The 14,268-nt window shown below is 72.1% G+C and carries 10 protein-coding genes; 8 read left to right on the top strand and 2 right to left on the bottom strand.

The genetic code is table 11. The features are described from left to right. Nucleotides 1-105: 105 nt before the first annotated feature. From FB391_RS00640 to FB391_RS00650, 3 genes are all read left to right on the top strand, one after another. Nucleotides 106-2,292 (top strand): alpha-galactosidase, encoded by a 2,187-nt coding sequence (locus tag FB391_RS00640; protein WP_141892386.1) that lies wholly within the window; start codon nucleotides 106-108, stop codon nucleotides 2,290-2,292. Nucleotides 2,293-2,376: 84 nt separating this feature from the next. Next, the gene (locus FB391_RS00645) at nucleotides 2,377-4,836 is read left to right on the top strand and encodes a X2-like carbohydrate binding domain-containing protein (protein ID WP_141892387.1); all 2,460 of its coding nucleotides are present in this window, start codon (nucleotides 2,377-2,379) and stop codon (nucleotides 4,834-4,836) included. Between the two features lie 104 nt (nucleotides 4,837-4,940). Then, entirely contained in the window at nucleotides 4,941-5,864 is a 924-nt protein-coding gene (locus FB391_RS00650; RefSeq protein ID WP_185842874.1) for a S1C family serine protease, read from the top strand. 185 nt (nucleotides 5,865-6,049) lie between these two features. Here the strand turns inward: FB391_RS00650 and uxaC are convergent, their stop codons facing one another. Next, on the bottom strand, nucleotides 6,050-7,456 hold the full coding sequence (uxaC, locus tag FB391_RS00655; RefSeq protein WP_141892388.1) for a glucuronate isomerase: 1,407 nt from the start codon (nucleotides 7,454-7,456) through the stop codon (nucleotides 6,050-6,052). A 46-nt stretch (nucleotides 7,457-7,502) separates the two neighbouring features. After that, nucleotides 7,503-8,561 carry a LacI family DNA-binding transcriptional regulator gene (locus FB391_RS00660; protein WP_141892389.1) on the bottom strand — a complete coding sequence of 353 codons (1,059 nt, stop codon included), beginning with the start codon at nucleotides 8,559-8,561 and terminating at the stop codon, nucleotides 7,503-7,505. A gap of 251 nt (nucleotides 8,562-8,812) precedes the next feature. Between FB391_RS00660 and FB391_RS00665 the strand changes: the two genes are divergently transcribed. Genes FB391_RS00665 through FB391_RS00685 form a run of 5 tightly spaced genes read left to right on the top strand, consistent with a single transcriptional unit; the run spans nucleotide 8,813 to nucleotide 14,250 of the window. Further along, complete coding sequence (locus FB391_RS00665; protein ID WP_141892390.1) at nucleotides 8,813-9,685, top strand: sugar phosphate isomerase/epimerase family protein; 873 nt, start codon at nucleotides 8,813-8,815, stop codon at nucleotides 9,683-9,685. Next, nucleotides 9,682-10,842, top strand: coding sequence for a Gfo/Idh/MocA family protein (locus FB391_RS00670; protein WP_141892391.1), 1,161 nt, complete (start codon nucleotides 9,682-9,684; stop codon nucleotides 10,840-10,842). The genes FB391_RS00665 and FB391_RS00670 overlap by 4 nt, the downstream gene beginning before the upstream one ends. Next, complete coding sequence (locus FB391_RS00675) at nucleotides 10,839-12,149, top strand: mannitol dehydrogenase family protein (RefSeq protein WP_141892392.1); 1,311 nt, start codon at nucleotides 10,839-10,841, stop codon at nucleotides 12,147-12,149. Before FB391_RS00670 ends, FB391_RS00675 begins: the two co-directional genes overlap by 4 nt. Beyond that, nucleotides 12,146-13,384 (top strand): D-mannonate dehydratase ManD, encoded by a 1,239-nt coding sequence (gene manD / locus FB391_RS00680; protein ID WP_141892393.1) that lies wholly within the window; start codon nucleotides 12,146-12,148, stop codon nucleotides 13,382-13,384. Before FB391_RS00675 ends, manD begins: the two co-directional genes overlap by 4 nt. 8 nt (nucleotides 13,385-13,392) lie before the next feature. Then, nucleotides 13,393-14,250 carry a sugar phosphate isomerase/epimerase family protein gene (locus FB391_RS00685; protein WP_141892394.1) on the top strand — a complete coding sequence of 286 codons (858 nt, stop codon included), beginning with the start codon at nucleotides 13,393-13,395 and terminating at the stop codon, nucleotides 14,248-14,250. The last annotated feature ends 18 nt before the right edge of the window (nucleotides 14,251-14,268 follow it).

The following is a 14,268-nucleotide window of genomic DNA, read 5'->3' on the forward strand; positions in this document are numbered from 1 at the left end:
CGCGGGTGCCGGGCGTCTTCGCCCGCAGACCTCGGATCTTTGCTTGCGACGCCAGCGTAAACATGATTAATTACCGATGTCAAGAAACTCGTCGGAGGAGTTCGAATGGTCAACGGTGAGGGTGCCGTCCATACCTTGCGGGCCGCGGGCGTCGCGCTGGTCGTCGACCTGGCGGGAGCGCATCCGCGCATCCTGCATTGGGGCGCGGACCTGGGAGATGTCGGCGTCGACACGGCCGAGGCGCTGCGCGCGACCGCGGTGCCGGCGGTGCTCAACAACTCGCCGGACGTGCCGCGGGTCTTCTCGGTGTGGCCCACCGAGCAGGACGGCTGGGCGGGCACCCCCGCGCAGGCCGGTCACCGCGGCGGCACCGCGACGACTCCGCGTCCGTGCCTCGTGGAGGCCGACGTCCTCCACGGCAGTGACGGCGGCGGTCGCATCACGCTCCGCTTCGACGACGCCGTCGCCGGCACGCGGGCGCGCCTGGAGTACGGGATGGACTCCGCCGGCGTGCTGTCGGTCGACCTGTCGATCGAGAATCCCGCGGAGGCCGCATCCGCGTACCTGGTCGACGGGCTGCGCGCCCTCGTCCCCCTGCCCGACCGTGCGGGCGAACTGCTCGACTTCACGGGCAAATGGTGCCGTGAACGCTCGCCGCAGCGTCTGCCGTTCGCCTTCGGCACCCACTCACGCCGGGCACGGCGGGGCAAGCCCGGGCACGACACCCCGTTCCTCCTCGTCGCCGGCACGCCGGCGTTCGGCTTCGGGCACGGCGAGGTGTGGGGCGTGCATCTGGCGTGGAGCGGCGACGGCGAATACCTCGCCGAGCGGCTGCCCGAGGGCGCAGGCGCGCTGTCACGGGTCATCGGCGCGGGGGAGCTCCTGCGCTCGGGCGAGATCGTGCTGCGGCCCGGCGAACGGTACGAGGCTCCGACCGTGCTGTTCACGTGGTCGGACGAGGGCTTGGACGGGCTGTCCGCCCGGTTCCACCGCAGGCTGCGCGCGCGGCCCGGCCACCCGTCGGCGCCGCGCCCCCTCGTGCTCAACACCTGGGAGGCGGTGTACTTCGACCACGACCTGGATCGACTCGTCGAGATCGCCGATCGCGCCGCGCAGGTGGGCGTCGAGCGCATCGTGCTGGACGACGGCTGGTTCCAGGGGCGCCGCGACGCGAACGCGGGCCTCGGCGACTGGCTGGTCGACGAGCAGGTGTGGCCCGACGGCCTCGGTCCGTTCGTCGACGCCGTCCGCGCCCGGGGAATGCAGTTCGGGCTGTGGTTCGAGCCCGAGATGATCAGCCCCGACTCCGACCTCGCCCGCGCCCACCCCGAGTGGGTGCTCGCGCCGCGCGAGGGCGTCGGACCTACCGCGCGCAGTCAGCACGTGCTCGACATCGCCAACCCCGAGGCGTACGCGCTCGTGCTCGAGCGCATCAGTGCGCTCGTCGCCGAATACGACATCGACTACCTCAAGTGGGACCACAACCGCGATCTCGTCGAACCCGTCGCCCGTCGCGCCGAAGGCGACCGGCCCCTCGTGCACGACCAGACGGTCGCGCTCTACCGGCTGCTCGACGAGCTGCGCGCGCGCCACCGCCGCCTGGAGATCGAGACGTGCTCGGGCGGCGGCGGTCGCGTCGACCTCGGCATCCTCGAGCGCACCGACCGCGTGTGGGCATCGGATTGCAACGACCCCGTCGAGCGCGCCCGCATCGAGCGCTGGACCCGGATGCTCGTGCCGCCCGAGCTCATCGGCTCGCACCTCGGCGCCCACCGATCGCACACCACATCGCGCGAGACCGACCTGTCGTTCCGGCTCGCCGTCGCCCTCACTGCGCACGCCGGCATCGAGTCCGACCTCACCGTCGCGGGCGCCGACGACCTGCAGACGATCACCGCGTGGGCGCAGCTGTACCGCGAGCTGCGCGAGCTGATCCACACCGGTCGCATCGTCAACGCCGATGTGGCGGACGACGCCACGATGCTCACCGGCATCGTGGCGTCCGACGGCGGGCGTGCGCTGTTCACGTGGGCACGACTGGCGACGTCGCCCGACGGGCAGAGCGGCAGGGTGCGCTTCCCCGGCCTCGAGCCGGCCGCCCGCTATCGCGTGCGCGTGCGGCCCGAACTCGGGGCGACGAGCCGCCACGAGGTCGCCGATCCGGAGTGGATGCGTCCCGCCGTCGACGGCGGCATCGAGCTGCCGGGGTCCGTGCTGGCGGTGGCGGGCGTGCCGCTGCCGACCCTCAACCCGCAGCAGGCGCTGCTCTTCGACGTCGTGAGGGTGGCATAGCGCCCACCGACGTCTCCGACATCTTCTGGGAACCGCGCGATGGGGCGCGGGGTTCGCCGATGAACCCACCGCAGAGAGGAAACCATGAACACCAGGAACCGCCACGCCCTCGGGCGACGGTGGCTCGCGGCGCTCGCTGTCGCTGCCGTCGGCACGACCATCGGGATCGGAGGAGCCGCGGCCGCCGCGGAGCCCCGGGCCGAGGCATCCGCTCCCGCTCCCGCCGTCGCTCCCGCGGCGACGACGCCCGACGACGCGCTCGGCGCGCGGCCGTACATGGGGTGGAGCAGCTACAGCATGCAGGTCTACGCGGGCAACGGCTCCACGTGGATCACCGCGGACCAGATCATCGCGCAGTCCGATGCCATGCATGAGAAGCTGCAGTCGGCGGGCTACGAGTACATCAACATCGACGCCGCCTGGAACGACGGCGTCGACGAGTACGGCCGGCCCACGCCGAGCGCGAAGCTCTACCCCGACGGCCTGCAGGCCGTGATCGACCACATCCACGCCAACGGGCAGAAGGTCGGCCTGTACGCGATCCCGGGGATCTCGCCGCAGGTGTACGAGGCCGATCTGCCCATCTTCGGCGCCCCCGACTGCTCGACCGGCGACATCGTGAAGCAGCCGGTCCAGCAGGCGGACTACTGGGGCATCGGCTACCGGATCGACTTCTCGAACCCGTGCGCCCAGAAGTACGTCGACTCGATCGCCGACATGTTCGGCGAGTGGGGCATCGACTTCCTGAAGTTCGACAGCGTCACGCCGGGGTCGGGGATCAGCGACCTGTCGCTCGATGCCCGCGACGACGTCAAGGCGTGGTCGCAGGCGCTGGAGCGCAACGGCATCTGGTTCGAGCTGTCGTGGGCGCTCGACATCCGCTACGCCGACTACTGGGCGCAGTACGCGAACGGCTGGCGCGTCGAGTGGGACGTCGAGTGCTACTGCGAGAAGACGGCCCTCACCAACTGGAGCAACATCGCGCGCCTCTTCCCGCGTGCCGCCGACTGGTGGCGCTACGCAGGGCCCGACCGCGGCTGGAACGACTTCGACTCGCTCAACGTCGGCAACGGCAAGATGGACGGCCTGACCAAGGACGAGCGCCGCACCGCGGCGACCCTGTGGGCGGTGTCCGCCGCGCCGATGTACGTCGGCAACGACCTGACGCAGCTCGACGACTACGGCATCCAGCTGCTGACCAACCCCGAGGTCATCGCGGTGAACCAGGCCGGACGCCCGGCACACCCCGTCTCGACGGCATCCCCGCAGCAGACCTGGTACACCGCCAACCCCGACGGGTCGGTCACGGTCGCGGTGTTCAACCTCGGGCAGACGGATGCCGACATGACGGTGTCGCTGGCAGACGTGGGCCTGACGGGATCCGTGAAGGTGCGCGACCTGTGGGCCAAGAAGGACCTCGGCAAGGCGGAGGGGACGTTCGTCGCGACCGACGTGCCCGTCCACGGCACGCGGCTGTTCACCTTCAGTCCCGCCAAGGGGACGACCGTCGCGCTGAACGACGATGACGCGCAGCTGACGTACGAGGGCGCGTGGTCGCGCAACGGCGGCGAGGAGCAGGTCGCGGCCTCGCAGTCGCTGACCGTCTCGGTGTTCGATTCGTCGAAGGGCGGCACCGCCCCGGCCACCGGCTCGTCGCGGGTCATCGCGGTCAACGACACCGACCCGGCCATCGCCTACAGCGGCACCTGGGGCCACAGCACCGGCCGCGGACTCGGCGATTACCAGGACGACGTGCACTACGGCGAGGCCGACGGCAGCGCGTTCCAGTACTCGTTCGTCGGCACCGGCATCGACTGGATCACCGAGACGCACCAGTCGCAGGGCGACGCCGAGGTGTACATCGACGGCGTGCTCGCCGCCACGGTGAGCACGTATCAGGCGGAGGGCCGCGGGGCGCAGCAGGTGGTCTTCAGCAAGCGCGACCTGCCGAACGGCAGCCACACGATCCGCGTCGTGAAGAAGTCGGGCCAGTTCATGCTGCTCGACCGGCTCGACGTCGTGCAGGAGAGCCTGCTCGACATCGACCACGTCGCCTTCGACCGCGCCGCGCCGACGGACGCCACCGTCCACGTGCTGCGCGATCCCGGCGAGCTGCTCGGCGTGTTCCGCGACGGAGCGGCGCTGGGGAGCGGCACCGACTACACGGTGGACGGCGATGCCGTCGTCTTCGGCTCAGGGTTCCTCGCGTCGCTCGCCGACGGCGACACCGCGCTGGAGTTCCGCTTCCGCGGCGACGTCCAGGGCGACGTGCACTGGACGAAGGACGACGGCGCGGCCGTGTCGCTGACGTTCTCGGGCACGGCCGTCACGGTGCGCGGTCCGGTCGCGCCCGACCAGGGCGCGATGGAGGTGTACCTGGACGGCAAGCTCGTCGACACCGTCGACGTGCAGGGCGACGCGCGGCTCACGCAGCAGAAGCTGTTCGAGAAGAGCGGCCTCAAGAAGGGCCAGCACACGCTCCGGCTGGTCAAGACGGCGGGTGAGGTGCTCCGCGTCGACGCCGTGTCGTACGTGACGGGCTGAACCGGGGGCCGGGGCGGCGGATCCCTCCGCCGTCCCGGCTCGACCGCGCGTCCGCCGTGCGCGAACTCGGGCCCCGCCCGCCGGGGCGGCGCGACACTGGGTGCGTGGACGATCACGAGGCGCTCGACGCCTACTCCTCGACGGTGATGCGCGTCGCCCAGGCGGTGCTGCCGTCGGTGGCCGCGGTCGCCGTGCGCACCCGGCAGGGAGCGGGCGCGGGCAGTGCCTCGGTCATCACGGCGGACGGCCATCTGCTCACGAGCGCGCATGTCGTAGAGGGAGCCGTGGGTGTCGAGCTCGCGTTCCCCGACGGCACCGGTGCCGAGGCATCCGTCGTCGGCGCCGACCCGCTCTCGGACCTCGCCGTCCTGCGCGCGCACGGCGAGACGCCTCCGCCCGTTCGGATGGGGGATGCCGCCGGCCTCGGCGTCGGCCAGCTCGTCGTGGCTCTCGGCAACCCGCGCGGCCTGTCCGGCAGCGTGACCGCCGGCATCGTCTCGGCACTCGGGCGCTCGCTGCCGACCCGGTCGGGTCGCGTCATCGACGAGGTCATCCAGACCGACGCCGCGCTCAACCCCGGCAACAGCGGCGGCGTGCTCGCCGACAGCGCCGGCCGGATGGTGGGCGTGAACACGGCCGTGGCCGGCATCGGACTCGGCCTCGCGGTGCCGATCAACGCCACCACGCGCGAGATCATCGAGGCTCTGCGCACGACGGGGCGTGTGCGGCGGGCCTGGCTCGGCATCGCCGGCTCGACCGTCCCGCTCGCTCCCGACGTCGCGGCCAAGGCCGGATCGAAGGTCGGCATGCAGGTCGTCTCGATCGTGCCCGACAGTCCTGCCGCTGTCGCCGGCGCCCGTGTCGGCGACATCGTGCTGTCGCTCGACGGCGTGCCGATCCTGAACCCCACGGCCCTGCAGCGACGCATGGTCGAGGGCGCGATCGGCCGCCGCCTGGAGATGACCCTGTGGCGCGGCGGCGCGCTGGTCGACGTCGTCGTCGAACCCCAGGAGCTCCGTGTCTCCTGACGACCCACCCCGCCGGGCACCTCACGCTCGGCGCTAGGGTCCGTGTCTCGTCGAGACCGGGGTTTGCGCCGGAGACCGGGGCCTGCGTCCTCGGCCTCGGCGGCAGACCCCGGTCTCGACGACGGAATCCCCGGTCTCGGGATGCGGGCGGCGGGGACGCACGGGCCGTGCGCCCGGCCGCGCGCTCAGGCGTCCAGGCGGAAGACGCGGCGGGGGAGCGGGCCGACGAGATCGGCGGCGATCGCGTGCGCCTCGGCCTCGGGGAGTCGGCCAGTGGCGACGAGGGTGGCGAGCCAGCCGGCATCCATCCTCCTCGCGACGTCGTGACGGGCCGGGATCGAGAGGAAGGCGCGGGTGTCGTCGATGAAGCCGCTCGTCTTGCCGAAGCCCGCGGAGTCGGTGACGGCCTCGCGGTAGCGGCGGATGCCGTCGGGCGAGTCCAGGAACCACCACGGCGCCCCGGCGAAGACCGAGGGATAGAACCCGGCCAGCGGCGCGATCTCGCGGCTGAACGCGGTCTCGTCCACGGTGAACAGCACCATGCGGAAGCTGGGGTGCGTGCCGAAGTCGCGCAGCAGCTCGCGCAGCGGCACCGAGTACGCGGTCGGCAGGGGCAGGTCGTGACCCGTGTCGGGGCCGAAGCGCTGCAGCGTCGGCGCGTGGTGGTTGCGCAGCACGCCCGGGTGCAGCTGCATGACGAGGCCGTCCTCGCTCGACATCCGCGCCAGCTCCCACAGCATGTGCGCACGGTAGGCGGCGGCGTCGGATGCCGGCACGTCTCCCGCGCGTGCCGCGGCGTGGATGCGCTCGAGCTCGGCGGGCTCGGCCCGCACCGCCCACGCCTCGACCACGCCCGTGTCGGTCGAGGTGGCACCGCAGGCGCGGAAGAACGCGCGGCGGTCCTCGAGAGCGGCGATGAGCCCGGCGTGGGTTCCGGTCTCGATGCCGCTCGCGGCGGTGAGGTCGTCGAGCGCCTGACGCCAGCCCGGAGCCGACGGGTCGAGGTACCGGTCGGGGCGGAAAGTCGGGATGACGCGCCCGTGCCAGGAGGGATCGGCGGCCAGCGCGCGGTGCGCCGCGAGGTCGTCGGCCGGGTCGTCGGTGGTGGCGAGCACCTCGATGCGGAAGCGCTCGTACAGCCGGCGCGGCCGCGACGCCGGGTCGGCGATCCATGCGGCGATCGCGTCGAACTGCTCGTCGGCGTTGCCCGCGGAAGGATGCCGATCGAGCCCGACCACGTTCTGCAGCGTGTCTTCGAGCCAGACCCGTACCGGGGTCGCGGCGAACGCGTGCCAGTGCGACGCGAAGGCCCGCCACACGTCGCGGGGTGCGGACGAGCCGGCGGGACCGCGGCCGAGAGCGTCGAGCGGCACCCCGTGGGCGTGCAGCAGGCGCAGCACGTAGTGATCGGGCGTCACCAGCAGCGCGGCCGGGTCGGCGAACGGGTCGTCGTCGAGCAGCAGCCGAGGGTCCACGTGACCGTGCGGCGACACGATGGGCGCGTCGGCCACCGCGGCGTACAGCTCGGCTGCGAGGCGCCGGACCCCGGCGTCGGCGGGGAACAGGCGGTCGGCGGCGGCTTTCAGCTCCACGGGCTTCCGTTCTCGATCGGTGCGGGTCGGTGAGGGTGCTCCCGGGTCACGAACCGCTGCCCGACGGCGCGGACTGTGACACGGGAGCGGGCTGTGCGTCGGTCGCCGGCCCGCTGCTGCGGCGTGCGCGCAGGTAGGTGGGCAGGACCGCGCGCGTGCGGCCTGACCCGGTGCCGGCGATCGTGTCGAGGAGCATCGTGACCGCCACCCGGCCGGCCTCCTCGATCGGGGCGGCGATCGTGGTGAGCGGCGGGTCGCAGAAGTCGGCACCGAAGACGTCGTCGCAGCCCACGATCGACAGGTCGTCGGGTACGCGCACGCCGCGTTCGCGCAGGCGGCGCAGCATGCCGAAGGCGATCACGTCGTTGAACACGATGCACGCGGTCGCCGTTCCGACGACGGCGTCCGCGGCCGTCGCGCCGGCCTCGGCGTGCGGCATCCACGGTCCGCTGTGCTGCAGCTCGACGCCGAGCCCGGGGGCGGCCTCCTGCAGCGCCTGCCACCGCCGGGCGTTCGACCACGAGTCGGCCGGCCCGGCCACGTACGCGATGCGGCGATGGCCGAGCGAACGCAGATGCAGCAGCGCCTGCCGGGCGCCGTCGGGAGTGTCGAGGATGACGCTCGGCACCCCGGGGACGTCGCGGTTGACGGTCACGATCGGCTGCCGCTGGGCGAGGGCCGCGAGCTGGCGCTCGTCCAGGCGGGATGCGGCCAGGATCACGCCGTCGGCCGACTTGCGCATCAGATCGATGGTCTCGGCCTCGATCTCGCCGGACTCCTCGGTGTCGACGAGCAGCTGCGCATAGCCGGCCGCGCGGAGCTGGCGCTGGGCACCGCGGATGAGACCGAAGTAGAAGGGGTTGGCGATGTCGGGCACGAGCAGCGCCACGGTCCTCGTCGCTCCCGACACCAGCGAGCGCGCGTGCGAGCTCGGCACGTACGACAGCTCGGCGGCGGCCGCGACGACGCGCTGGCGTGTCGCCTCGCTCACCCGGCCGGGCATGCTGAGCGCGCGCGAGACCGTGGAGGTCGCGACGCCTGCCAGGCGCGCCACGTCGCCGATGGTGGCGGGTCGCCGGCTTGCGGCATCCACTTCTTCGCTCATCGCTGCGTCCATCCGGGGCGTCGTCCCACCTCTCAGAGCCGCCGTCACACCGTTGCGAGATCAGGAGATCCGGCGAAGACAGGACGATCGTCGCGCAATCGTCCTGCGTAGGCGAGATCTCCTGTTCTGGAGAAGTGGATGCCGGCGGTCGGTGCGAGCCTAACCACCATGGCAACTTTTGGCAAACGATTGCACGGATGAGGGCGGCCGGGCTAGCCTGATCGCGCCCCCGTCCCCGAACGAGAATCGCGATGACGAACGACACGACCTGGCAGCTGTCCGGTTTCGGCGACGAGATCGACCCCGACCCTCGCATCCAGTGCGCCGTGCTGTCGGCGCTCGGTGCGCGGCACGTCGAGGTGCGCTCGGCGTGGGGCACCAACATCGTCGACCTCGACGACGACGGACTCGATGCGCTCGCCGCGACGATCCGCGACGCGGGCATGGGGGTCTCGGCGATCGCCTCGCCGATCGGCAAGAGCGAGCTGAGCGAGCCCGCGGAGTACGAGCTCGGACGCCTCGATCGCGCGCTGCGCGCCGCCGACGTCCTCGGGTCGCGCTACATCCGGCTCTTCTCGTTCTGGTGCCATGAGCCGGATGCTTCGTCTCGTTCCTCGCTCAGCACAAGTGCCGCTGCGCGCGGACGCGACGAGATCCTCCGCCGCATGGGCACGTGGGCCGAGCGTGCGGCCGCCGCGGGCGTGACCCTCGTGCACGAGAACGAGAAGCACATCTACGGCGACGTGCCCGAGCGTGTGCTCGACATCGTGCGGACGGTCGGCTCGCCGTCCCTCCGCCTCGCCTGGGACAACGCCAACTTCGTGCAGGTCGGCGTGCGTCCGGTCGCCGACGGGTGGGCGCAGCTCGCCCCGTACGTCGAGTACCTGCAGGTCAAGGACGCCCGTCTCGCGGACGGCGAGGTCGTGCCCGCAGGCGAGGGCGACGGCGAGCTGCGCGAGACGATCGCTAACCTGCGGGATGCCGGATTCTCGGGCTTCGCGTCACTCGAACCCCATCTCACCGATTTCACCGCCACCGGCGGCTTCTCGGGCGCCGCCGCCTTCGGTCGCGCTGCCCGGGCGTTCCGTTCCCTCACCGACCACGCAGGAGTGACACTCGCATGACCACCGCCACCGCCCCCCTTGCCACCGCGATCGTCGGCTGCGGCGTCATCGGCCGCACCCACGTGGAGTCCGTGCTCGCCTTCGCCGAGCTCGAGCTGGTCGCCCTGATCGACCCCGTCCGCGAGCGCGCCGACGCCCTCGCCGATGAGGTCGAGGCGCGCACCGGCGCGCGGCCGCGCGTGTTCGCCTCGATCGAGGACCTGGTGCGTGCCGGGGTGCAGGTCGGGCTCGTCGTGATCGGCACGCCGAGCGGCCTGCACGTCGAGCAGGGCATCGCCGCCCTCGAAGCCGGGGCGCACGTGATCATCGAGAAGCCGCTCGACGTGGATCTGGTGCGGGCGCGGCGTCTCGCCGACGCGGCACGCGCGCACGCCGGCCAGGTGTGCACGATCATCAGCCAGCACCGCTTCGACCCGGCGAGCCAGGTCGTGCACGCCGCGATCGAGGCGGGCGGCTTCGGCCGGCTGACCTCTGCCGTGGCGACCGTGCCGTGGTGGCGCTCGCAGGGCTACTACGACTCGGGCGATTGGCGCGGGACGTGGGCGCTCGACGGCGGCGGCGCGCTCATGAACCAGGGCGTGCACACGCTCGACCTGCTGCTGTGGTTCCTCGGCCGGCCGGTGTCGGTGAGCGCCGAGTTCGCGCTGCTCGCCCACGACGGCGTCGAGGTCGAAGACACCGTCGTGGCCACCATCACGTTCGCCTCGGGCGCGCTCGCCGTGCTGCACGCGACGACCGCCGGATACCCCGGACTCGCGGTGCGCCTGCAGGTGCAGGGCTCGGCAGGATCCGCCGTCATCGACTCCGACGAGCTGGAGTACATCCACGTCGCCGACGCCACCGGCGGCAACGACATGGGGCTGCAGGGCGGCGGAAACCAGCGCGACCGCTACGGCCTCGACGCCGCGAACGGCGATGCGCCGGTCGACGCCACGCAGTCGGCGACCGGTCATGAGCGGCAGTACCGCGACCTGCTCGACGCGGTGGCGGACGGCCGCGACCCGATCGTCACCGTCGACGAGGCGCTGTTCACCCTTGCGACCGTGCGCGCGGTCTACGCGTCGGCGGCGACCGGCTCGAAGGTTCGCATCGACGACGTGCTCGCCGGCGCGTACGACGACGTCGAGCTCGTCGTCCCGGCGCCCCAGTTCGCATGAGCGCCCCGCCGGTGCGGATCGCGCACGTCGGTCTCGGCGCCTTCGTCCGCTCGCATCAGGCCTGGTACACCGAGCTCGCCAACCGCGCCGCCGCGGCGGACGGCGGCGAGGTATGGGGCATCGCGGCGTTCACGGTGCGCTCACCACGCGCGGCCGAGGTGCTCGCCGCACGGGACTGCCGCTATCCGCTCGTGCTGCTCGGGCGGGACTCCGAGCGCGTCGAGACGATCGAGGCGATCGTCGAGGCCCACGACGGCGCCGACGCGGAACGATGGCGCGAGGCGGCGGCATCCGTCGCCGTCATCACGGTCACCATCACAGAGGCCGGCTATCACCCGAGCGACGAGCAGGCCGCCGCCGACCGCGCGGCCCTGCGGGCCGGAGTGCTGCCGGCCACGGCTCCCGCACGCCTCGTAGACGGGCTGCGCGCGCGCCGCGCCGCGGCAGGCGGACCCGTGGCGGTCGTCAGCTGCGACAACCTGCGCGACAACGGGGGAGTCCTCGCGCGGGCGGTGGGCGGTGTCGCCCGGGACGTCGACCCGCCGCTGGCCGACTGGATCGACGCGAACGTGTCGTTCGTGTCGACCGCGGTCGACCGCATCACGCCGGCACCGGATCCCGAGATGCTGCCCGTGCAGCTGCGCGACGACCCGACCGCGCTCGTCGCGGAGGAGTACGGCTCGTGGATCCTCGCGGGCGCGTTTCCGGCAGGGCGCCCGTCATGGGAGGCAGCCGGCGCGCAGTTCGTCGACGACATCGCGCCGTACGAGCTGCGCAAGCTCTGGCTGCTCAACGCCGGCCACACCCTCCTGGCGTCGCTGGGCCTGCTGCGCGGTCACAGCACCGTCGCCGAGGCGATGGGCGACCGGGCCTGCCGCACGGCGCTCGACGAGCTGTGGACCGACGCCGGCGACGTCCTGCCCTTCCCGCCCGGCGAGCTCGCCCTGGTGCGCGCGGCGATCGCCGAGCGCTTCGAGAACCCGCGCATCCGTCACGAGCTGCGCCAGATCGCGCGCGACAGCGAGCTCAAGCTGCGCGAGCGCGTCGTCCCGGTCGTGGCCGAGCGCCTGCGGCGCGGACTCGCGGCGGGTGACGGAGAGCTGACCGCGCTCGCCGCCTGGGGCGCCGCAGTCCGCGCCGGCGTGCTCGAGGGCCCCGACCTCGGCGAGCCCGGCGTGGGGGAGGATGCCGCCGCCGCTGCGATCGTGCACAGCCTCGCCCCCGACCTTGCCGCAGGGCCGCACGGCGCCGGAGTGACGGCATCCACGGCTCTGCTCATCCGCACACTCGAAGGGACCGCATCGTGATCATCGACAAGGCTGAGGTGATCGTCACCAGCCCCAACCGCAACTTCGTCACGCTCAAGCTCACGACCGACGACGGCCTCACGGGACTGGGCGATGCGACGCTCAACGGCCGGGAGCTCGCGGTCGTGGCGTACCTCACCGAACATGTGGTGCCGCTGCTGCTCGGCCGCGACGCGCACCGCATCGAAGACACGTGGCAGTTCCTGTACCGGTCGGCGTACTGGCGGCGGGGACCGGTTACGATGGCCGCGATCGCCGCGGTCGACATGGCGCTGTGGGACATCAAGGGCAAGGCCGCGGGCATGCCCGTGTACCAGCTGCTCGGCGGTGCCTCACGCAACGGGCTGCTCGCCTACGGCCACGCGTCGGGGACCGACCTGCCTTCGCTGTTCGACTCGGTGCGCGACCACCTCGAGCAGGGATTCAAGGCCATCCGCATCCAGACGGCCGTGCCCGGGCTGAAGGCGATCTACGGCATCGCCGCGCAGGCCGCGTTCACCGGCGGCGGCGAAGAGCGGTACGACCACGAGCCCGCCCGCCGCGGCGCGAAGCCCGTCGAGGAGGACTGGGAGACCCGGCCCTACCTGCTGCACCTGCCGAAGGTGTTCGAAGCCGTGCGCAACGAGTTCGGGCCCGAGATCCCGCTGCTGCACGACGGTCACCACCGCATGACGCCGATCCAGGCCGCGCGCCTGGGCAAGGACCTCGAGCCGTACGACCTGTTCTGGCTCGAGGACTGCACGCCGGCCGAGAACCAGGAGGCGCTGCGGCTCGTCCGCCAGCACACCACGACGCCCCTCGCCATCGGCGAGATCTTCAACACGGTGTGGGACTTCAAGGACATCATCCGCGACCAGCTGATCGACTACGTGCGCGGCGCCGTCACCCACATGGGCGGCATCACGGCGCTCAAGAAGACGCTCGACTACGCGGCGCTGTACCAGATCAAGTCGGGCATGCACGGGCCGACCGACATCTCTCCGGTCGGCATGGCGGCCGCGATGCACCTGGGCCTGGCGATCCACAACTTCGGCATCCAGGAGTACATGAAGCACGGCGCGCGCACCGACGAGGTGTTCCAGCAGTCCTTCACGTGGCAGGACGGCCTGCTGCACCCGGGCGATCAGCCGGGACTCGGCGTCGAACTCGACCTCGACGAGGCCGGGAAGTACCCGTACGAGCAGGCCTATCTGCCGTACAACCGGCTGTCCGACGGCACCGTCCACGACTGGTAGGAGACGACATGGCACGCATCGGCGTACAGGCGATGATGCTGCGGGGCGCGATCGAAGAGCTCGGCGCGTACGAGGCGATCCGGCGGACGGCCGACGTGGGCTACCGCGTCGCGGAGCTGTCGGCCACCCGGCTGACGCCCGAGGTGCTCGCCGACCTGCGGCGGGCACAGGACGACTTCGGGTTCCAGGTGTGCTCGACGTCGGCGGGGGTCGGTCCCGAGGGAGCGGCCAACCCCTCACTGGAGACCGAGTTCGACAAGGTCGTGTCAGACACCCGTGCTCTCGGCGCGACGATGGTGCGCATCGGCATGCTGCCCATCCCGATGCTGCGGTCGCTCGACGGCGTCCTGGAGTTCTGCCGCATCGCGGACGCCGCCGCCGTGCGCCTGGCCGACGAGGGCATCGCGCTGTACTACCACAACCACCACGTCGAGTTCGCGAAGCAGGACGGCCGCTTCCTCCTCGACGTCATCGCGGATGCCTCACCCCACGTCGGCATCGAGCTCGACGTCCACTGGATCCAGCGCGGCGGCCTCGACCCCGTCCGGGTCATCGACCAGTACGCCGGCCGCGTGAAGCTCGTGCACCTCAAGGACTACCGGATCGGCTGGCCCGAGGCATCGACGATCGACGCCCTCGAGCGCGGCGACCACACGGCGTTCCAGGACGGCTGGAAGGGGCTCGTGCAGTTCGCCGAGGTCGGCGAGGGCAACCTGGACTGGCCCGCGATCATCGCCCACAGCCTGGGCGCCAGTGCCGAGCACCTGCTCGTCGAGCAGGACGAGCTGTACGGCCGCACCGTGTGGGAGTCGCTCGCGATCTCGCGCCGCAACCTCGTCGCCCTCGGGTACGAGCACCTGTTCTAGGCGGGCCGCCCGCTGCCC

This window comes from Microbacterium kyungheense (genome assembly GCF_006783905.1).
Lineage (GTDB): Bacteria > Actinomycetota > Actinomycetes > Actinomycetales > Microbacteriaceae > Microbacterium > Microbacterium kyungheense.